Below are 20,615 nucleotides of genomic sequence, written 5' to 3'. Positions count from 1 at the left end.
GTAAGTGTAATGACCCAGCTGAATCTGCTCAGTTTAAGCCGCTAATCTGAATGCCTCGGCAGGCGTGCGCATTGCTAGGGCCTGATGAGGGCGGCGGTTATTGTAAAAACTGATCCAGTCGCCGATGACGCGCGTGGCGTGCTGGATGCTCTCGAAGCGGTGACGGTGGGTGCATTGTTCTTTGAGAGTACGAATGACCCTTTCGACCATGCCATTTTGCTGCGGACAATGCGGGGTGATGAACTCCTGTTTCATTCCATAGCTGCGGACCAATGCTGTGAAGTGCCTGCTTGTAAAAATGAGGCCGTTGTCTGAGCGAAGCAGGAATTCGTTCTGGACGCGGCCAAGGGTCCCGAACCTGCTGATCAAAGCATGTTCCAAGGCTGCGCTGGCAGTGGTTGCTTTGCCGGATCTGGAGATGTGCCAGCCCAGAAGTTCCCGCGTGTGGCAATCGATGACCAAGGCCAGTGATGCCCAACCGTCTTTTCCAGTCCAGACGCGGGCCAGATCCGTGGACCAGCGCTCGTTTGGCGCCGTGGCAACTGAGGGCACAGCCTGAATGCGAGGGCGCATCCCGATGGCACGCTTACGCACTTGCCAGCCTTTTATGCGGAAAATCCGCTGCACAGTGTTCTTGTTGAACCCTAACAGCCAGGCCACGGTTCGATAGCCGAAGGAAGGCTCTTCCTCGATCATGGCTTTGATCGGCTCTGCGAAACGGGGATCAACCTTGGGCGCCGACTTTGTCGGTCGATAGTAAACGGTTCGCCGCGGGACGCCGAACCAAGCGCAGAGTTTGGCGATCGAGACCTTGATCCCGTCCGCCAAAAGGCCCTCATGGAGCGTCCGGATCAATTGCCGTCCTCCCGCTCCATGAGGGCCTGGAACTTTTTTCGAGCGCGCAGCTCAAGCATGGCCTCGCCATAGGCTTCTTGCAGGTCTTTGAGCTGCTTCTCGTACTGCGCGTGGATATCTTGCGGCGTGGCGCGCAGGGAATTCTCCATCCCCTTCTTCGCATCGTCGATCCAAGTTTCAATCTCGGACGGCGTCAGATCAAAGGTCCGGCTGGCTTCCGCCACCGTGGTTTTGCCCTGAATGATTTCGATCACCAGGGCGGTCTTTCGCTTGGCTGTCCAGCGTTTGACGGTCTCGTCCATACTTTTACTCATGGCTATTTTCTTCCTTTATAGCATGAGCAGGAAATCAGTGGGTCGTTACACGAAAGCTTCTTGCGGAATGCGACTTGGCCATCCGCTGTGGCGCCATGGACTTGAAAAACCCTTTTTGCCAAGTCCATGCCGATGATGCTAACTTGTTCCATGGATACTTCCTCATTCAGCTGATGTGACCCACATCACCTTGGCACGTTGCGATGCCGTCGGGAGGGGGTATCCACCCCATCAGTTCTCGGTGACATCCAACAATCGTTCGGCAGTTCTGGCACGGCCAATTCGTCGGGCTTCTCCCGCTTATGACGCTTGCGCGGCTTGATACGGAAGTTCAGCTCAAATTCACGGTATATCCGGTAGACCCGCTTGTGGCTCCAGACGTGTCCTTGGACGTTGCGCAAGTACAGAAAGCACAGGCCGAAACCCCAAGTCTTCTTCGCCTTCGTCAGTCCAAGCAGAAGATCGGCGATCTGCTCGTTCTCGTCGTCCAGCTTGGGGCTGTACCTGTAGCACGTCTCGCTAACATCGAACGCTCGGCACGCCAGCGCAATGCTGATGCCCTTTATCGCCACCACTTTCATGGCCAACTCTCGGCGCTGAGCTGACCGCTTCATTTTTTCCAAGGGCCTCCTTGAGCAGATCATTCTGCATGCTGACATCGGCATACATGCGCTTCAGCCGCCGGTTCTCCTCGGCCATCGCTTTCATCTCGCTAATTAAGCTCGCAGCCATGCCACCATACTTGGCGCGCCATTTGTAAAGCGTGGCGCTGCTCATCTCATGCTCGCGACAAAGCTCTTCAGCAGGAACGCCGCCTTCCATCTGGCGCAGCACACCCATGATCTGGGCTTTTGTGAAGCGTGTCTTCTTCATTGGAATCTCCTCGTTCATCCTGCCGATAAAATTCTACTTCCGCATCCATTTAAGATCAGGGGGATTACCCTCAATCAGAAGTGAGCGCCGCTATCACTCTCTGCGAAACACTTCCAATGCAGTACTTTGTATTTTTCACTTCCACATTAAGCCTCACAATCGGCTCCGTATTCGAACTCCGCAAATTGAACCGCCAATCCCCCATATCAAAGCTAAGGCCATCCATCTCGTCGATCTCTTTCGCTTTTTGCTCAAATTCGCGGCGGACGCGCGCTATCGCGGCTTTCGGGTCTTCCAACGTGAAATTTATCTCACCCGAACTTGGGAATGCTGCCTTCCGACCGGCAATCTGATTTGCCAATGGCCCATTTCGACTCACCAATTCAGCCACCAGTAACCACGGGATCATGCCGCTGTCACAAAAGACGAAATCGCGGAAATAGTGGTGGGCTGACATTTCGCCGCCGTAGACTGCATTCTCGTCGCGCATTGCTTGTTTAATGAACGCGTGGCCGGTGCGGGATTGGACCGCCTTACCCCCTGCCTTTGCGACCACATCCTGCGTGTTCCAGATCACACGGGGGTCGTGGATGATCGTGGCGCCCGGTTCTTTTTTCAGGAACGCTTCCGCCAGCAGGCCCACGACATATTCGCCATCAATGAAAGCGCCGGTGTGATCGAAGAAGAAACAGCGGTCGAAGTCGCCATCCCATGCTACGCCGAAATCTGCGCCAGCGGCGACAACAGCTTCTGCAGTCGCGGGGCGGTTTTCGGGGAGAAGCGGGTTCGGGATGCCTTGCGGGAAGGTGCCGTCGGGCTCGTGGAACATCCGTTCGAATACGAGAGGCGCTCCTGTCTCGGCCAAACGTGCGGAGATCGCGTCGAAGGTCGGACCCGCCGCACCGTGACCTGCGTTCACCAGAATTTTCAGCGGCTTCAGAGCGAGGACATCCACGAAAGAACAAACGCATTCGACGTAAGCGGCACGCGCCTCGGCGGCAACGTCCCGCGTCTCGCCGGATTTTGCGTCGCCGAAGGCATCCGCCTCGGCCAGTTCTTTGATCTTAGCCAAGCCCGTCGCCGCATCCAAAGGCGCAGAGCCGGCGCGCACCATCTTCATCCCGTTGTAATCCATCGGGTTGTGCGATGCAGTGACGCAAATCCCCCCGTCGGCGGCAAAGTGGGTGGTGGCGTAGTACATTTCTTCGGTACCCGACAGGCCAAGATCCAGCAAGGTGCAGCCTTCGTCCATCAAGCCGCGAGCGACTGCCGCCGCGAGGGATTCAGATGAGGCGCGCACGTCGCGGCCAAGCACCACGGTTTTGGCTGCCAAAGCACGGGCAAAACCACGCCCGACCCGATATGCGATCTCTTCGTCCAGATCGATGCCAAGGCGACCGCGAATATCGTAGGCTTTGAAGCAGGTTAGCGCGCTCATCCCTTTGCTCCTTGTCCGCGGGAATAGACATCTTCGTAGCGGATGATGTCGTCCTCACCCAGATAGCTGCCGGTCTGAACCTCGATCAGCACCATGGGCACTTTGCCCGGGTTCTCCATCCGATGCACGGCGCCCAGAGGGATGTAGACTGATTGGTTCTCGGTCACCAATTTGACCGTATCATCCACGGTTACCTTGGCGGTGCCTTCGACCACAATCCAATGCTCGGCGCGGTGGTGATGGCTTTGCAGCGACAATGCGGCACCCGGATGCACAACGATCCGCTTCACTTGGAAGCGCGAGCCCACAACAAGGCTCTCATACCAGCCCCAAGGGCGGTAATCGCGCGGCAGAGTTTCCGCCTGCGGCACGGCCTTTTCTTTTAGCTTGGCAACGGCGGCTTTTACCTCTTGGGCGCGATCTTTGTGGGCAACTAGCACCGCATCAGGCATGGCAACCGCGACGATATCTTTAAGGCCGATGCCGACCAGTTCCTGCGCCTCACTTGTGGCATGCAATAGCGTACCTTCGCAGTCCAAAGCCGTCGCGGGCCCAGTCAACACGGTGTCTGACGCATCCGCATCTCCGTCACGCCAGACCGCCTGCCAATCGCCCAGATCGGACCAAGCGCCGGAATAAGGAACGACCGTCAAATTGTCCGCCCGCTCCATCACCGCATAGTCGATTGAGATGTCGGGCAGCTTAGCCCACTCATCTGCATCAAGCCGTGTGAAGGACAGATCCTTCTCAGCCGCCCCAAAGGCTGCGCGAGTAATATCCAGAACCTCGGGCGCGTGTTTTGCGAAGGCTTCCAGAATGGTCGTGGTCGAGAATAGGAATATACCCGCATTCCACAAATGCATACCACCAGCCAATAGCGCCTCGGCCTTCTCGCGGTCTGGCTTTTCGACAAAACTCTTCAACGGCTGAGGAACAGGGCCGAAATCGTCGGTTGGTTGCGATAGTTCCAGCCAACCATAGCCGGTTTCGGCGCGGTCAGGGCGAATGCCGAAAGTCACCAGCTGGCCCGATTTCGCCGCCGGTGCGGCAGCGGCAACAGCATCTCGGAACTGCGCGGCATCGGGGATCACGTGATCCGACGGCGCAACCAGCATCAATGCGCCCGCTTCCCGTGCCTCAAGCGCTAGGGCTGCGGCACAGATCGCAGCAGCGGTGTTCTTGGCGGACGGCTCGATCAAGATATCTGCAGGCGCCATTTCAACGGCAGCCAGTTGTTCGATGACGATGAAACGGAAATCCGCGCCTGTCACAATAATAGGTGCAGCATAACCCGCGCCAGACAAACGCCGCGCTGACGCTTGATAGAGGCTTTCATCACAAGAAAGATTCACGAACTGTTTAGGATAGGACTTGCGCGACAAAGGCCAAAGACGCGTGCCCGAGCCACCACAAAGAAGGACTGGATGAATGGATTGGTTCATAAGAAAATTCTCGACAAATCTGAAAGCACCGTTGTGGTCGTACTAATGGGGAAACTCTCATTTTGAAAGGCAATAGATCAGCTTTCTGGGGAACCTTCTGTAGAGAAACAACGAAAGGCCACGTTACTTCAAACAGGCACTTTCTGCCAAAAAACACGTCTTTTGAAGGTACTTGCAATGCAGCTCAAGATTGAATCAGCGCACAACCTCAATCCCCAAGCGTGAATTGTTCGCAAAAAAGCAACCCACTGAATTTAGCATTTTGGAACAATTTTTGTTCGCTCTGCCTTAAACCCCATGGGCGAGTTGCGTGTTTGCGGTCGAAAAGCAGCGCCTTATCGTCTTTCAGGAATTCCAAACTCGCCGGTTTTGCTCTTGGCAAAGAATCAGATTGCGCGAGATACACACACCGCTTTGAAAGCAAAATCCTTTAAAACCTCACACATCCCGAAAACTCGGCCCGCGCCACTTGGCTGATCTGCTGCGACATCTCTAGAAAGGCTGCGGGCTCGCCGCTTGAGCGGCGCCAGGCCAGGCCGATCTGCCGCATTCGCGGGGGCGCTAGGGGGATAGTGCAAACGTCGCTGTCGGCGCGCTCGACCTCGGATCTCGAATAGAGCGCGGGCAGCAAGGTGACGCCCATCCCCAAAGCCACCATCTGGCGCAGGGCATCCAGACTGGTTCCCTCAAAATCCTGACGCAATTGCGCACCGGACAGCTCACTCAAGTCCTTGATTTGACGGTGTAACGTGTAGGCTGGGTCCAGTGTGATGAAGGTCAGGGCAGACAGATCCTCAAGGCGTGCGCTTGTCTGCTGCGCCAACGGGTTTCCGTGATCAACCGCCAGCAACAAAGGCTCGCGGAACAGCGGATAAAAGCGCACGTCGTCATGGCCGACAGGCGCTTGGGTCAGGATCAGGTCATGGGTTCCCGCCAGAAGATCCTCGATCAGCGCTTTTGACGGGCCATCGCGGATGATCAGTCTGAAATCGGGATAGATTTCATGCAGTTTTCGCAGCACCCGCGGCATCAGATAGGGCGCGATTGAAGGCGACGATCCAAGGCGCAACGTCCCGCTTAGCCCCTCATGGGCAGAGAGCGGGCGGTGCATCAAACCATCTACCTCGGCCAGAATGTGCAAAGCGCGCACAGCCACATCGCGGCCCGCTGGGGTCAGGATTAGGCCATTGCGTTTACGCTCAAGCAACGGCGCGCCCACGGCCTCTTCCAAAGCGCTGATTTGCAGGCTGAGCGAGGGCTGACTGATCCCCAACTGCTGCGCCGCGCGGCGGTATTGCAGCACGCGGGAAAGCGTCGCGAAATAGCGCAATTGGCGCAGGGTGATCTCTGCCATCGGTTCTCCGCCGCTAATTTTGATAGGAAAATCCTATCCTACTTTTGCATTTCATTGTCTTTTCTTAGCGCAAACCGGCCCCACGTCAAAAAAACGCCTGCACCGCACAAAGACCTGAAATGCGCGGTGCGACAACGGAATGAACAGGGAGGATAGCGATGTTCAAAGGACTGGGACTGGCAATGGCATTGATCTTGGGCGGTATGGTCGCTTTGCCCGCCGCGCTTGTGATGATGATCTGACAGATCTTCTCCGGAAGGGGTAAAGGCGCACGCAACACCCCCCGTGCGCCTTTTTCTATGGGTGCGCGGCGGCCCTCAACCGCCAGCCAATCACTATCCAAGCCCCGCCAGCCACAGATAAAGGGGCAAACCCAGCGTGATGTTGAAGGGAAAGGTCACCCCAAGCGACAGGGTCAGGTAGACACCTGCCTCGGCCTTGGGCAGGGCGATCTTCATCGCCGCAGGCACAGCGATGTATGAGGCCGATGCCGCCAGCACCATCAGCAGAAACAGGCTGCCCGTCTGCAAGCCGATCACGCTGCCTACGCCCCAAGCCAAAGCCGCCCCCACAACAGGCATCACCAAACCAAAGGCAAAGAGGCCCGCGCTAAGCATATGCTTGTTTTTCAGCAGACTACGCCCCGCCGACAGGCCCATATCCAACAGGAACAGGCACAAAATCCCCGTGAATGGCGTGACCACGAAGGGGGCAATCATCTGCATGCCTTTGTCCTGCGTGACGGCCCCGATCACGAAGGCTCCGGTCAGCAGCACGATCGAGCCATTGGCGAACAGCTCTCGCATCGGCACGCAAGCGGTCTCTCCCGCAGACCGGCCAAAGCGGGCGGCAATCCAGAGGGCAGATAGGATCGCAGGGACCTCCATCGCGGCGGCAACGGCCACCATGTAGCCGTCGGCGGCAATACCCGTCAGCTCTAGCAGACTAGAGGCGGCGACGAAGGTCACGATAGAGATAGACCCGTAGTGCCCCGCCACCGCCGCCGCGTTCATGGCGTCCAGCCGCGTCATCGCCCGCAGCAACATGAAGGCCACGAACGGGATCAGGAATGACAGTGCCAGCCCTGCCCCGATGGCCAGAAACAGATCGGCCCGCAATCCGTGCTGCGCCAGACTATTGCCGCCTTTGAACCCGATCGCCAGCAGCAGATAAAGGGACATGAACTTGGCCGCCCCTTCGGGAATGGATAGGTCGCTGCGCAACACAGCGGCCAGCAAACCAAGGGCGAAAAACATGATGGTCGGCACCATGAGGTTGCCAACAAGACTGTCGAAAATAAGCGGCATCGGGATCTCCTAGCGAATGGCCCGCGCCTCTTGCCCGAAATTCTGCGATAGCATAAATACAAACTGATCTTGTTATGAATAGCCTGAGGCTATGTATGCGCCCGACCCTGCGACAGATGGAATATGTGGTGACCGTCCACCAGCTGGCCAACTTTGGCCTTGCCGCAGAGATGCTGCATGTCAGCCAGCCAAGCCTGTCCAACCAGATCGCCACGGTTGAGGCCGAACTGGGCGTGCGCCTGTTTCAACGGGGTCGCAGCGGTGTCACGACCACATCGCAGGGGCTGGAATTCGTCACCCGCGCCCGCCGTATTCTGGCCGAGGTCGAGGCGCTGAATGCCGCCATGACCAGCAAAATCCCGTTCGGTGGGCGTTTGCGCCTAGGGGTTTTGCCGTCAATCGGGCCGTATCTATTGCCGCAAGTGGTGCGCAGCCTGCACCAGACGCAACCGGACCTGCGCGTTGTGGTGCGTGAGGAAAACACCCTCAGCCTTGATGAAGGGATCAGGAACGGGCGGTTCGACGCCATCATCTCGACCCCCGAGGATCACCCGAACACCCAGCAACATTTCCTGTTTCGGGAACAGCTGTGGGCGGCGGTCTCGCGTGACCATCCACTGGCAGAACTGGATGAGATCACGGCGGGGGATCTGGCAGGCCAGCGGTTGCTGACGCTGGACACGGGCCACCGGCTGGCGCGGATCGTTTACGCGATCGCGGGGCAGAACGGCGGGATTGTCTCGAATGACTATGAGGGGACGTCGCTGGACTCGATCCTGCTGATGGCGGCGACCGGCGCGGGCGTGGCTGTGCTGCCCGACCTTTTCGCCCGCCGCCAAGCGGTGCACCGGGAAGAGGTCAAGATCATCCCCCTCAACGTGCCGGACGCGGACCGCGCGATCAGCCTGTTGCTGCCCGAGCGTTCTCAGGCCGGTGATGGGCCCGATCTGCTGGTGCCCCCTCTGAAGGAAACCGCCGCGCAATTTGGCGTCTAGCCCCTTCGGGCACACCAAATGCGCGGGGCGTGCTTTATAAAAAATCATCCCGCCGCGGGGTGAAGCAGTCTACCAGCTGGCCCGCTTCAAGGCAGATGCAACCGTGCATAGCGCCGGAGGGGATGACAAAGCTGTCCCCTGCCCCGACTTCGAACTCTTCCCCATTCAGGTGGAAACGAAAGCGGCCGCTTTCGACGTAGGTCGATTGCACGTGCGGGTGATTGTGCAGCGCGCCCTCCGCGCCGACCTCAAAGCGGAACGAGACCACCATCAGATCGGGCGCGTCGGCCAGAACTTGGCGTGTCACGCCTTTGTCGGGCGACACGATCGGAAAGCTGCGGAGAATTTCTGTCATCTTGCACCTCAATCGGTTTGGCGATGCGCATTCATCATATAAGTATCAAAACATGCATGACAAGAATTCTTTAGCCAAGAGAACAGCATCCCGAAGGCTTGGCCCGAATCTGCGCGGTTACTGGTTGTTCTCATGAGAACTTGACAGATCAATATCTGTATAACAAGTATGGACAAGATGTATGACTAACCGGCCAATCAGATTCGGCCGAAACGGGAGGGGACTATGCGGCAAAGCAAACGCCGTTACGCGGGGGTCGCGGAACAGGGCGTGTCGATCCTGATCACCTTGTTTGGGCTGTTGATCCTGACCTTCGTGATCGGGCGCATCATGCCCACCGATCCGGTGCGCGCCATGGTCGGTGAGGATGCAACGCGCGAGGTGTATGAGAACGTCTATCGCCAACTGGGCCTCGACAAACCCATGTGGCAGCAGTTCCTGATCTACCTGCGCGATATCGCTACGTTTGACTTCGGCACCTCGATCCGCACGGGCAAACCGGTGCTAGAGGACATCGCCCGCGTCCTGCCCGCCACGATCGAGCTGGCGACCTTTGCGATCATCATCGGGGCGGGCCTTGGCACGCCGATGGGGGTCATCGCCGCCACCAATAAGGACAAATGGCAGGATCAGCTGATCCGCGTGTTCAGCCTGATGGGGCATTCGATGCCGATTTTCTGGACGGGGATGATTGCCCTTTTGGTGTTCTACGCCAATCTGGGCTGGGTCGGCGGCTCTGGCCGGATGAGCCAGTTTTACATCGGCCTTGTGCCGGAGCGGACGAATTTCCTACTGATTGACAGTGCATTGGCCGGCCAGTGGGACGTGTTCCGATCCGCCCTGAACCACATCATTCTGCCCGCCAGCCTGCTTGGCTATTCATCCTCGGCCTATATCACGCGGATGACGCGCAGCTTCATGCTGGACCAGATCAACCAAGAATATGTGACCACCGCGCGGGTCAAGGGCCTCAGCCGTCGGCAAACCATCTGGCGCCACGCTTTCGGCAATATCCGCGTGCAGCTGGTGACCATCGTGGCGCTGGCCTATGGCGCGCTGCTGGAAGGAGCCGTGCTGATCGAGACTGTCTTCGCATGGCCCGGCTTTGGCCAATATCTGACCTCGAACCTACTGATCGGGGACATGAACGCCGTGATGACCTGCGTGCTGATCGTCGGCGTCATCTTTATCGGCCTGAATATCCTGTCCGACATCCTTTACCGCGTATTCGACCCGAGAACGAGATGAGTATGACCGACCGCCTCTCAAGCGCCCCTGCGCCGCGCCGCCTGCCCCACGGGCTGATCGTTGCCCGCAATATCCTGCTGTTTCTTATGCGTGCGCCGACCTCGCTGTTCGGGCTGATCGTGCTGGGGCTGCTGATCACCCTTGCGGTTTTCGCGCCGCTGATCGCGACCCATGATCCCTATGTGCAGAACTTGCAAAACACGCTTCAGCCGCCCTCTGCCGCACATCTTTTCGGCACAGATGAATTGGGACGCGATATCTTTTCGCGTCTGGTCGCCGGTTCGCGAATTACCCTCTCGATCATCTTTCTGGTGACCATCGTGGTCGGCCCGCTAGGGCTGTTTTTCGGCACGGTCGCGGGATACTACGGCGGCAAGGTCGATACAGTGCTGATGCGGATCACCGATATTTTCCTGTCCTTCCCGTCCTTGATCCTGTCGCTGGCCTTTGTCGCCGCCCTCGGGCCAAGCCTGAACAACGCAATCATCGCGATTTCGCTGACCGCATGGCCGCCCATTGCGCGACTTGCGCGGGCCGAGACGATGACCTTCCGGCAGGCAGACTATATCGCCGCCGCAAAGCTGCAAGGGGCATCGTCAGCGCGGATCATCTGGCGGTCGATCGTGCCCATGTGCCTGCCCTCGGTCCTGATCCGCCTGACGCTGAACATGGCCACCGTGATCCTGACCGCCGCAGGTCTGGGCTTTCTGGGACTTGGCGCACAGCCGCCCCTGCCCGAATGGGGCGCGATGATCGCCACGGGCCGCCGCTACATGATCGACAGCTGGTGGCTGGTGACCTTCCCCGGCCTTGCGATCCTCTGCGTTAGCCTTGCCTTTAACCTTTTGGGCGACGGCCTGCGCGATGCGCTGGACCCCAAACAGATGAACCGGGGGTAATCATGGACCCTATTCTTGAGGTGAAAAACCTGTCGATCCGGTACCACGGTGCACCCGAGCCAGCGGTGCGCAACGTCAGCTTTACCTTGGGCCGTGAACGGCTGGGGATCGTGGGCGAGAGCGGGTCGGGCAAGTCCACCGTCGGCCGCGCCATCATGCGCCTGATCGACAGCGCCGAGATCACCGCAGACACCATGCGCTTTGAGGACGTGGACCTGTTGAACGCATCAGAGCGCCAAATGCTGAAGGTGCGCGGCAAGCGGATGTCGATGATCTTGCAGGACCCGAAGTTCTCGCTGAACCCGATCCAGCGCTGCGGCCACCAGATCGCCGAGGCTTACCGCACCCATGTCCGCTGCTCCAAGGCCGAGGCCCGCGCCAAGGCGGTCAAGATGCTGGAACAGGTCCATATCCGCGACCCCGAACGGGTTTATGATCTGTACCCGCACGAAGTCTCTGGCGGCATGGGCCAGCGGGTGATGATTGCCATGATGCTGCTGACCTCGCCTGATCTGGTCATCGCGGACGAGCCGACTTCGGCCCTAGATGTGACCGTGCGCCTGCAAGTGCTGCGTATTCTGGACGGGTTGGTGAAGGACAAGGGGATCGGGCTGGTGATGATCAGCCATGACTTGAACCTTGTCCGTGCCTTCTGCGACCGCGTGCTGATCATGTATGCGGGCCGACTTGTGGAAACGCTGGACGCCCGTGATCTGAACAACGCACAGCACCCCTACACGCGTGGCCTTTTGGCCGCACAGCCGCGCATCGGCGGATCTCGCGCCCCGCTGCCGGTCCTGAACCGGCAGGACAGTTGGCTGACACCGCAGGCCCAAGGAGACGCCCTATGAAATCCGTTACAATCAGCGATCTCTGCGTCAGCTTTGGTGCGCTTCAGGTGCTGCACGACATCCAGCTAGAGGTCGCCGCAGGCGAATGTTTCGGCCTTGTGGGCGAAAGCGGCTCGGGGAAATCCACGATCCTGCGCTGCGCCGCGCAGCTGAACCAGAAATGGACCGGAACGGTCGAAATCGGCGGCAAAAGCGTGCGCGATATGTCCGTGGCCGAGCGTTGCCGCGCCATGCAGATGGTCTTTCAAGACCCCTACGGCTCGCTGCATCCCCGCCACTCGATCCGCACAACGCTAGAGGAAGGGCTGCGCATCAACGGGATAGGCAACCGCGACGCCCGTCTGGCGCAGGCCATGCGCGATGTGGGCCTGCCGGTGGAATTCCTTGACCGCTATCCGCACCAGCTTTCTGGCGGTCAGCGTCAGCGGGTGGCCATCGCGCGGGCGCTGATCTTAGAGCCTGACGTGCTGCTGCTGGATGAGCCGACCTCAGCCCTTGATGTCTCGGTTCAGGCAGAGGTTCTGAACCTTTTGGTCCGGCTGCAAAAGGAAAAGGGCTTTACCTACCTCATGGTCAGCCACGATCTGGCCGTGGTCGATCACATGTGCGACCGCTTCGCGATCATGCAGCACGGGCGGGTCGTTGAGGTGCTGCCGCGTGAGGCGATCACCCAAGGCGGCGCAACCCAGCCCTACGCGAAAGAGCTGATCGCCGCGAGCCTTGAGTATGAACACGCCGTCTGACCTGCCCCCCTTCTTGGCGGCGCGGCGCGACGCGCTGCCGATGGATCTGTCCTTCGCCTCTGCGCGGGGGCCATATTCCGTTTGGGCAGATCGCTTGATGCGCGCTTGGCGGGCGGGCCTGCCCCCGATGGACGGCGCGGCAAAAGGGCGGCACGATGGTACGGAAGTGACGTTGGAGTTTGCCACCGGCGCGACAGCCTCTGGCCGGTTTGTCCTGCCCAAAGGCATAGGCCCCTTCCCCGCCGTTCTGCTGCTGCACGACCACGGCGGCGCGTTCGAACACGGTTTGCGCAAGCTCTTTGACGATCCCGCCAGCACAGAAACCCGCGCCCGTCACTATGACGGTGCCGCCCCTGCCTCGGCATTTCTAGAGGCGGGATTTGCGGTGCTTTGCCTTGATGCGTTGGGATGGGGCGCACGGCAAGCGGGCGGCTATGAGGGCCAACAAGCCCTTGCCGCCAACGCCCTTGGGCTTGGCTGGTCACTGGCCGGACTGGTCGCGGGCGAAGACGCCCAAGCCGCCGCATGGCTGGCCAAACAGCCTGAAATCGACGCTATGCGGATCGGTGCCTTTGGCTTTTCCTTCGGAGGGTTCCGCGCATGGCAAGTGGCCGCGCTTAGCCCCGATATCGCAGCCCATGCCAGCCTGTCTTGGATGGCTTGCCGCAATGATCTGATGCAGGAAAACGCGCCGCTTTTGGCGGGGCAATCTGCCTTTTACATGCTGCACCCCACGATCGCCGCCCGCGCAGACTTCGCCGATCTGGCGGGACTTGGCGTGCAGAAACCCCAATTCTACCGCTCGGGACGCGGGGATCGGCATATGCCCGAGGCCAGCGTCCAAAAGGCTTGGACCCAAATTGCGCGGATCGCGAAGGCGGCAGGTGCCCCTGCGCCCGACACCGCCATGCATGATGCAGGGCACACATGCCCGCGAAAGTCATTGGACGAGGCTATCACCTTCCTCAGCCGACACCTCTGACACCAACGGCTGTCATTCTTGCATCAAAAAAGGGGCGCTGAGTAATCTCAGCGCCCCTTCCTTTTCGCCCTAAACCGGGTCAGCGTTTCTTAACCACATCCTCAAACCGCGTGACCCACGGGTCAACGATGATGCCTTCGATGTCGTCCTGATAGGCCGCCGTCACAACCCGCTCCGAGAACGGCAGGATCGAGGGGACAACCTCTTCGATCTTGTCCTGAATGGCCTTGTAGATATCGGCCTGCGCGTCTGTGTTCGGTTCAATCAACCCCTGTTCGATCATCGCGTTAAGCTCTTCATTCTGGAACGAGGTGCGCCAGCCCTGATAGTTGGTCAGTCCCGCGTCCTGCGAGTTGTCGGGGTTATAGATCATCGCCCGCAGGTTGCTGTCAGGGTGCGGCTGCTGACCGCCGCCGCCGCGACCAACCAGCAGTTCAAACTTGCGCTCGCGCATCGCGCCGTAAATCTGGCCACCATCGCCGGTGATGATCTCGGCATTGATGCCCGCTTGGGCCAACGTGCCCTGAATGGCCGTCGCACTGTCCAGAAACTGCTGGGTCGAGATCACGCGCAGCGTGGTGTCAAACCCGTCGGGATAGCCCGCCTCAGCCAGCAGGCCCTTGGCCTTTTCCACGTCCAGCGTGTAGCCCGGATCGGGCAGCAGGGCAAAAGCGCCAGAGTTGATCGGACGCTGCTTCGGCACCCCGAAATACGGCATGATCGCCCCGTTGATCCCCTCATAATCGATCAGGTAGCGCAGCGCTTCGCGGACCTTGGGATTGGCGTAACGCTCGTCCTCCATCGACACGGCGAGGTAATAGAAACCAGCCGAAGGGACCGTTTCCACGGTGATCTCTTCGTTGGTTTCCAGCGCCTTCAGATCAGGTGCCGCCAGCGAGAAACCGACGTCCAGATCGCCCTGCTCCAGCCCCAAACGCTGCGACTGGCTTTCAGGCAAATGGCGCATCAGAACGCGCGACATCTGGGGCGCATCGTCCCAGAAATTGTCATTGCGACCAAGGATCACGAATTCATTCGCCCGCCAATTGTCCAGCGTGAACGCACCCGAGCCTGCCGCGTTGTTGGTCAGCCATTCCTGCCCCGCATCGCCGTTTTTCTCGTTCTCTTGAACCAGCTTGCTATCAAGGATCGAACCGCGACCGGATTCCGCAAGGTTCATCATGATCAGCTTGGGGTCGTCCGCCTGCGGCAGGGTCAGCTTGAACGTATGGGCATCGACCGCCTGAAAATAGCTGTCCACATCCTCGACCACAAAGCCGCGAGAATTCAGGGCCGAGGCCTGCGCCAGACTAAGGGTCATCATCCGCTTGAAGCTGTAAACCACGTCATCGGCAGTCACAGGATTGCCGGACGCGAATTTAGCATCGGGACGCAGCTTGAAGGTCACCGACATGTTGTCGGGCGCGACCTCCCAGCTTTCCGCAAGACGCGGCTCAAGCGCACGGGTTTCGGGGTTCAACTGAACCAGCGTGTCATAGACGTTGTTCAGGATCTGAACCGCCTCGCCGCCGGTGATGGCCGCAGGATCCATCGTCAGCACGTTGGTCATGTCGAACGCAACGATCAGCTGGTCCGCAGGCGTTTCAGCCAGAACCGGCGCGGTGCCGGCCATCAATACGGCCACGGCAGCGCTTGCAAGCAAATGTCTCATAAATCTCCTCCCTGAGAGTTTTGGACTAGTTAAAAAGCGGGCGCGTCAAGCCACGCGGTTGTTTTCGATGTGGTCGAAATTGATGTCCTCGCCCAAACCGGGGCGGTCGGGCACATGGACAAATCCGTCTGCGTCCATCGGATCGGACAGCGCATTCAGGTAGTCGAACCCGTCGTCGTATTCGAGGAACGGGTGCAGCAACCCGCGCTCATACCAGCGGCAGTTTTTGACCGCCGCCACGACCTGAAGGTTCATCGCCGTGTTGCCGTGAACCTCGCAGTTCATGCCGAAAGCCTCGGCCAGATGCAGGGTCTTCAGCGCAGGGGTGATCCCGCCCACGTCATTCACGCCGGTCCGCAGGATGTCGCAGGCCCCCGAGGTGATCCATTCCGCGCGGTGCCAGTGTTTTCCGGCGGCGCTTTCCGGACCTATCACAGGAATGTCCAAGTTGTCTGACAGCCAGCGATAGGATGACATGGATTGTTCATCCATCGGCTCTTCGATCCAGTCGAAATCCAGCTTCTCCAGACCCCGCCCCAGCGCCAAGGCATCGGTGCGCGAATACCAGTGAAAAGCGTCGATCATTAGGCTGATGTCGGGGCCAACGGCCTCGCGCACGGCGGCGCAGGCTTTCAGGTCCATGCGCACATCGGGCGCCCAACTGACGGGCGGCATCCATGTGTGCAGCTTGATCCCTTTGTAGCCCCGCGCAACCAGCGTTTCGGCAAAGCGGCCATAGTCGTCAGGGGTCGCCAGACCGCCCTCTAGCTCGTCCCCGCACATGATCGAGCCATAGGCGCGGACCTTATCGCGATAGCCGCCGATCAGCTTGTAGACCGGCTGGCCTAAAGTGCGTCCGGCCAAGTCCCACAAGGCGCAATCGACAACCGCAAGGGTCCGGTCGGTCAGCTGCGCCGCCGAACCGCGCTGCCAATGGGCAAGGTCCTGCCACAACCGTTCGCGGTCGCGGTGATCCTGTCCGATCAACACCTTGCGCACGAATTTATCCAGCACATGGGGGCGCATCACCTCGGGCGGGGCAAAGCTGTGGCCCTCGTTGCCGTCCTCGGTGCGGATGGTCAGAATGCCCTGTTCGACCTCATGTTCGGGTCCGGGGTGGGCGTGTCCTGCGCTGTCCGAATGGCGGCGAGTCTTATGGCGGAAAACCCGCGCTGAGACGTCGGTGATGATCACTGTATTCTCCTCCGTCCGCGCGGCGTACCGCACGGGTCAATTGCTGTATGACAAGTTGTATTACAGCATTTGTGAATCGGTCAACAGGCTTCTTCAAAACTCTCACCGAACTGCCCGAATTTGCCGCTGGACCTAAGCCCGCAAAGCCCGCTATGAATAAAACCTGTAATATATGAAAGAACGAGGCGCGCGTGATCGAGACGACAAACCTTCAGAACACTCCGCCGCGCACCCGTGTGACCGTCATCGCGGACGCCTTGCGGGCCGCGATTCTGTCGGGCGAGGTTGCCCCAGGCGACCGCCTGCCAAGCGAGGCCGAACTGACGCGGACCTATTCCGTCAGCCGCACCGTGGTCCGAGAGGCGTTCGCCCAACTGCGCACCGAAGGACTGGTCGAGGCCCGCAAGGGCTCGGGCGTTTACGCTTTGGACCCCGCGCAAACCCAACAGCGCCCGTTTTCCGATCTGGACACCGAACGGCTGTCGGGGGTGATCGAGCTGTTCGAACTGCGCTCGGCCTTTGAAATTCGCGCCGCAGGCTTGGCGGCGATGCGCCGCTCTGGCGCGCAAATCGAAAAGATCGTGCGGGCGCAAGAAGAGCTGGCCAAGTGTTTCGAGACTGGCGCATCGACCCGCGAGGCCGACTTTGCCTTTCACGTGGCCATCGCCGAAGCCTCGCAAAACAAGCGCTTTGCCGAATTTCTGACTCTGATCCGCCCCGGCCTTGTGCCCCGCGTGGAACTTGAGGCAGGCGACGGCCCTCCCCGGGCCTATATCCCGAACCCCGATCTGGTGAACGAGCATAACCGCATCATCGACGCCATCATCCAAGGCGATCCCGATGCCGCCGAAAGCGCCATGAAGGCGCATCTTGAAGGCGGTCTGGACCGCTACCGCGCCCTTTTGCGCAAGTCATATCGTTAACCTTCGTCAACAACGCCTTCCAACCGTGCCTTTTGTTCGCCCTCGTCAAACTGGAACAACTGACCGGATCGGCTGATCTTCAGCCGCTCGACATGGGCGCGGGGACTGAGGCCGATGATGCGTTTGAACATCCGCGAGAAGTAATAGGGATCGCTGTAGCCCACCCGCGCGGCGGCCTCGGTGACGGAATGGCCGGACTCTAGATACTCCATCGCCCGCTCCATCAAGCAGAACTGCTGGTACTGACGCGGGGTACGGCCGATGCGTTTCTGAAAAGACCGCTGGAAGTAGTCGCGGTTATAGGGCGCCTCATCCATCGCGGCTTGCACGATAGCGGCGTCCAGCGGGTGGGCGCTGATCTTTGAGGCCGCCTGCATCACCGCCAGATCGATGCCCGCTGTGCCTTCAATGGGTTGCGCCGTATCGGGCCGCCAACGAATAAACGCCGCGTTAATATAGGCATTCAGCAGCACCATGAACTGATGGTGCTGGGGCAAGGTGACCGAGCCGGGCGGCGATTGGGACCGGAAATGACGAGCTAGCGGTTCGTGCACCGGCCAGGGGGCCAGATCGGCAATCGGGCGCAGCTCCATCAGGGACAGCAGATCGTGTTCGCCAAAGGCCCGCAGGGTGAAATGCTGCGCGATGCCGATGTATTCATCGCAATGCTCGATCCAGCCCTCAAAGCGGGTGTGCGGCGGGATCAACATCGCTTGGCCCGCCCGCAGGGTCAGGCGTTGGCCGTCCATCAGGTATTCCCCCTGCCCGTCCAGCGCGATGATCAGGTCATAAACCTCATTCGATTTATCCACCTGCCATGAGGGCGCGTGCTGCATCCGGATGGTCGAGCGTGTCAGCGACAGGCTCAGCGCACCCACCGGCACACGGTCCAGAACACCGCCTTCGATTTCCTCCATCCCCTGCCCTTCCTGTCTGATGGGTTGCGACTCATCATACCACCTGAATTGCGCTTGCCGTCAACAGAGGATGCGAGGCATCCCCGTTCTGGACATTTTCGAACCTAGCACTTTCGGGCATGCCAGATACCTGCTCGCCGTAGGATTAAACCGGTTAATTATGGTAATACCCCAAATTTTCCAGAGATATAGGGCCAATTCAGCCACACAACTCCCTCTGCACGCCCCCAGCAACTCACACCAAAGGACGTTCAATTTCGTCCATCTTTTTTTCCCTAATCGTGTATCCAACATATCCCATATGATCTGCTAATTTGTCTGACAACATCGGGAATCGTGCAGGAAAGGCACAACCCGATCTGCCGCGGCGCGGGCCCCAGCCACAAGCTGAGCCCGCCCACGCAGCCACGGAGGAGAAGTTTTGATGGATCAAATTGCAGTGCCGTCACTGGGCGGCAGGCTTGGTGCGCCATGACAGCGCGTCGTATGTTGGGATTGGGCTATCTGGCGCCCTATATCGCCGGCCTGCTGGTCTTCACGATGGTGCCGTTTCTGGCGTCTCTGTACCTGAGCTTTACCGACTATAACCTGATGTCGGCCCCCGTCTGGACGGGTCTTCAGAACTATATCGATCTGTTCACCTCGGACCGCACATTCCGCCGGTCTTTGACGGTAACGCTGATCTATGTGTTCACCACGGTGCCGCTGAAACTGGCCTTCGCGCTGTTCATTGCCTACATCCTGAACTACCGCCTACGGGGCATCAATTTCTTCCGCACCGCCTTTTATGTGCCGTCAATTCTTGGCGGATCCATCGCGATTGCGGTGCTGTGGCGCTATATCTTTGCCACCGATGGCCTTGTGAATATGGGCCTCACTGCCATGGGGTTCGAGGCCGTCAACTGGTTCGGCGATCCCGGCAATGCCCTGTTCACCATCACGCTGCTGCGCTGCTGGCAGTTCGGCTCGGCTATGGTGATCTTTCTGGCGGCGCTGCAATCCATCGACAAATCGCTCTATGAAGCGGCAGCGATTGATGGCGCGTCCAAGCTGCACAGCTTTATCTTCATCACCATTCCGCTGCTGACGCCGGTGATCTTTTTCAACCTGATCATGCAGATGGTGCAGGCGTTCCAAGAGTTTAACGGCCCCTACATCATCACCGGCGGTGGCCCGCTGAAATCCACCTACCTGCTGCCCCTTTATATCTATGATGAGGCCTTCAAGCGGTTCGACATGGGCTATGCCTCGGCGATCGCATGGGTGCTGTTTGTGATCATCATGGTCCTGACGCTGGTCGCCTTCTGGTCGTCGAAAAAGTGGGTGTTCTACGCCGGCGATAAGCGGAGCTGACCCATGACCCAAATGACCGACACAACTCTAGACCTTGCCCGCCAACACGCGAATGCCCGCATCCGCAAAGCCCGCATCAACGCCGCAATCCGCTATGTCGTCCTTGGCATTGTGGGGCTGGTGATGCTGTACCCGCTGATCTGGCTGGTGGGCGCATCATTCAAGACCAACAGCGAGATTTTCGCCAACCCCGGTTTTCTGCCGCAAAACCCCACAGCGGACGGCTATATCGAGGGGTGGAAGACCTCGACCCCTTACACCTTCGGGACGTTTTTCCTGAACAGTTTCAAAATCATCGTGCCCAAGGTGATCGGCACCGTGATCAGCTGTACCTTCGTGGCCTATGGCTTTGCCCGCTTTGATTTTCCGTTCAAGAAGATCCTCTTTGGCTCGGTCATCGCGATCCTGCTGCTGCCCAATGTGGTGACGCGGATTCCCCAGTACATCCTGTTTCGGGATTTGGGTTGGCTGGACAGCTTTCTGCCGCTTTGGGTGCCCTCGGCACTGGCAGGGGATGCGTTCTTTGTCTTCATGCTGGTGCAGTTCCTGCGCGCCATTCCCGGCGACATGGAAGAGGCCGCCCGTGTGGATGGTGCCAACAGCTGGCAGACGCTGGTGTTCATTGTGGTCCCCATGCTGGCCCCTGCCCTGATCTCGGTCGCGCTGTTCCAGTTCATGTGGACCATGAACGATTTCCTCGGGCCGCTGATCTACATCAGCTCGGTCGACAAATACCCCGTCAGCCTTGCCCTGAAACTGTCCATCGACACCACCGAAGCCTTTGCGTGGAACCGCATTCTGGCGATGTCAGTCCTGACCATCACGCCTGCGCTCGCCGTGTTCTTCGCTGCCCAGAAATACTTCATCGAAGGGATCTCCGCCGGGGGGATCAAAGGATAA

General features: G+C 59.2%; 19 protein-coding genes and 2 pseudogenes. 9 read left to right on the top strand and 12 right to left on the bottom strand.

The window, feature by feature from the left end:
- Positions 1–33 precede the first annotated feature (33 nt).
- The 8 genes and pseudogenes from CLV74_RS19690 to CLV74_RS19660 form a co-directional block, all read right to left on the bottom strand.
- On the bottom strand, positions 34–855 hold the full coding sequence (locus CLV74_RS19690) for an IS3 family transposase (RefSeq protein ID WP_106268243.1): 822 nt from the start codon (positions 853–855) through the stop codon (positions 34–36).
- Entirely contained in the window at positions 852–1,157 is a 306-nt protein-coding gene (locus CLV74_RS19685; protein ID WP_245888621.1) for a DUF1153 domain-containing protein, read from the bottom strand. Before CLV74_RS19685 ends, CLV74_RS19690 begins: the two co-directional genes overlap by 4 nt.
- 62 nt (positions 1,158–1,219) lie before the next feature.
- Positions 1,220–1,321: pseudogene (locus tag CLV74_RS23495) on the bottom strand (IS110 family transposase); the annotation flags it as partial.
- A 96-nt stretch (positions 1,322–1,417) separates the two neighbouring features.
- Positions 1,418–2,042: pseudogene (locus CLV74_RS19680) on the bottom strand (transposase); the annotation flags it as partial.
- A gap of 70 nt (positions 2,043–2,112) precedes the next feature.
- Positions 2,113–3,480 (bottom strand): phosphohexomutase domain-containing protein, encoded by a 1,368-nt coding sequence (locus CLV74_RS19675; protein WP_106268239.1) that lies wholly within the window; start codon positions 3,478–3,480, stop codon positions 2,113–2,115.
- Positions 3,477–4,922, bottom strand: a complete 1,446-nt coding sequence (locus tag CLV74_RS19670) for a mannose-1-phosphate guanylyltransferase/mannose-6-phosphate isomerase (protein ID WP_106268237.1) — start codon at positions 4,920–4,922, stop codon at positions 3,477–3,479. The genes CLV74_RS19675 and CLV74_RS19670 overlap by 4 nt, the downstream gene beginning before the upstream one ends.
- Positions 4,923–5,352: 430 nt before the next feature.
- Positions 5,353–6,276, bottom strand: coding sequence for a hydrogen peroxide-inducible genes activator (locus CLV74_RS19665; RefSeq protein ID WP_106268235.1), 924 nt, complete (start codon positions 6,274–6,276; stop codon positions 5,353–5,355).
- Between the two features lie 335 nt (positions 6,277–6,611).
- Positions 6,612–7,583 carry a sodium-dependent bicarbonate transport family permease gene (locus tag CLV74_RS19660; protein ID WP_106268233.1) on the bottom strand — a complete coding sequence of 324 codons (972 nt, stop codon included), beginning with the start codon at positions 7,581–7,583 and terminating at the stop codon, positions 6,612–6,614.
- A gap of 95 nt (positions 7,584–7,678) precedes the next feature.
- On the opposite strand from CLV74_RS19660, the gene CLV74_RS19655 reads away from it, so the two are divergent.
- Positions 7,679–8,578 carry a hydrogen peroxide-inducible genes activator gene (locus CLV74_RS19655; RefSeq protein ID WP_106268231.1) on the top strand — a complete coding sequence of 300 codons (900 nt, stop codon included), beginning with the start codon at positions 7,679–7,681 and terminating at the stop codon, positions 8,576–8,578.
- Positions 8,579–8,612: 34 nt separating this feature from the next.
- On the opposite strand, the gene CLV74_RS19650 is transcribed toward CLV74_RS19655, so the two are convergent.
- The gene (locus CLV74_RS19650; RefSeq protein ID WP_106268229.1) at positions 8,613–8,933 is read right to left on the bottom strand and encodes a cupin domain-containing protein; all 321 of its coding nucleotides are present in this window, start codon (positions 8,931–8,933) and stop codon (positions 8,613–8,615) included.
- A 225-nt stretch (positions 8,934–9,158) separates the two neighbouring features.
- Between CLV74_RS19650 and CLV74_RS19645 the strand changes: the two genes are divergently transcribed.
- The 5 genes from CLV74_RS19645 to CLV74_RS19625 are packed head-to-tail and all read left to right on the top strand — an operon-like array spanning position 9,159 to position 13,656.
- Complete coding sequence (locus tag CLV74_RS19645) at positions 9,159–10,181, top strand: ABC transporter permease (protein ID WP_106268227.1); 1,023 nt, start codon at positions 9,159–9,161, stop codon at positions 10,179–10,181.
- Entirely contained in the window at positions 10,178–11,080 is a 903-nt protein-coding gene (gene nikC, locus CLV74_RS19640) for a nickel transporter permease (protein ID WP_170108118.1), read from the top strand. The genes CLV74_RS19645 and nikC overlap by 4 nt, the downstream gene beginning before the upstream one ends.
- A gap of 2 nt (positions 11,081–11,082) precedes the next feature.
- Positions 11,083–11,931 carry an ABC transporter ATP-binding protein gene (locus CLV74_RS19635; protein WP_211299089.1) on the top strand — a complete coding sequence of 283 codons (849 nt, stop codon included), beginning with the start codon at positions 11,083–11,085 and terminating at the stop codon, positions 11,929–11,931.
- Entirely contained in the window at positions 11,928–12,674 is a 747-nt protein-coding gene (locus CLV74_RS19630) for an ABC transporter ATP-binding protein (RefSeq protein ID WP_106268219.1), read from the top strand. Before CLV74_RS19635 ends, CLV74_RS19630 begins: the two co-directional genes overlap by 4 nt.
- A complete protein-coding gene (locus CLV74_RS19625) occupies positions 12,658–13,656 on the top strand; it encodes a dienelactone hydrolase family protein (protein ID WP_106268217.1) in 999 nt (332 codons plus the stop codon). The genes CLV74_RS19630 and CLV74_RS19625 overlap by 17 nt, the downstream gene beginning before the upstream one ends.
- A gap of 79 nt (positions 13,657–13,735) precedes the next feature.
- Here the strand turns inward: CLV74_RS19625 and CLV74_RS19620 are convergent, their stop codons facing one another.
- Both CLV74_RS19620 and CLV74_RS19615 read right to left on the bottom strand, forming a co-directional pair.
- Entirely contained in the window at positions 13,736–15,328 is a 1,593-nt protein-coding gene (locus CLV74_RS19620) for an ABC transporter substrate-binding protein (protein WP_106268215.1), read from the bottom strand.
- Between the two features lie 45 nt (positions 15,329–15,373).
- Positions 15,374–16,522 carry a mandelate racemase family protein gene (locus CLV74_RS19615; RefSeq protein WP_106268212.1) on the bottom strand — a complete coding sequence of 383 codons (1,149 nt, stop codon included), beginning with the start codon at positions 16,520–16,522 and terminating at the stop codon, positions 15,374–15,376.
- A 191-nt stretch (positions 16,523–16,713) separates the two neighbouring features.
- Between CLV74_RS19615 and CLV74_RS19610 the strand changes: the two genes are divergently transcribed.
- The gene (locus tag CLV74_RS19610; protein ID WP_106268211.1) at positions 16,714–17,445 is read left to right on the top strand and encodes a FadR/GntR family transcriptional regulator; all 732 of its coding nucleotides are present in this window, start codon (positions 16,714–16,716) and stop codon (positions 17,443–17,445) included.
- Here the strand turns inward: CLV74_RS19610 and CLV74_RS19605 are convergent.
- Positions 17,442–18,362: an AraC family transcriptional regulator gene (locus tag CLV74_RS19605; RefSeq protein WP_106268209.1), complete on the bottom strand. Its 921-nt coding sequence runs from the start codon at positions 18,360–18,362 to the stop codon at positions 17,442–17,444. The two genes, CLV74_RS19610 and CLV74_RS19605, sit on opposite strands and share 4 nt — an antisense overlap.
- Positions 18,363–18,833: 471 nt before the next feature.
- Here CLV74_RS19605 and CLV74_RS19600 point away from each other — a divergent pair, with 471 nt between their 5' ends.
- Both CLV74_RS19600 and CLV74_RS19595 read left to right on the top strand, forming a co-directional pair.
- Positions 18,834–19,715 carry a carbohydrate ABC transporter permease gene (locus CLV74_RS19600; RefSeq protein ID WP_106268207.1) on the top strand — a complete coding sequence of 294 codons (882 nt, stop codon included), beginning with the start codon at positions 18,834–18,836 and terminating at the stop codon, positions 19,713–19,715.
- Positions 19,716–19,718: 3 nt separating this feature from the next.
- Positions 19,719–20,615: a carbohydrate ABC transporter permease gene (locus CLV74_RS19595; RefSeq protein WP_245888620.1), complete on the top strand. Its 897-nt coding sequence runs from the start codon at positions 19,719–19,721 to the stop codon at positions 20,613–20,615.

The organism is Donghicola tyrosinivorans, assembly GCF_003003355.1.
Taxonomy (GTDB): domain Bacteria; phylum Pseudomonadota; class Alphaproteobacteria; order Rhodobacterales; family Rhodobacteraceae; genus Donghicola; species Donghicola tyrosinivorans.
The sequence above is the reverse complement of the archived record's forward strand: the minus strand, read 5'-3'. Positions and strand labels throughout refer to the sequence as shown.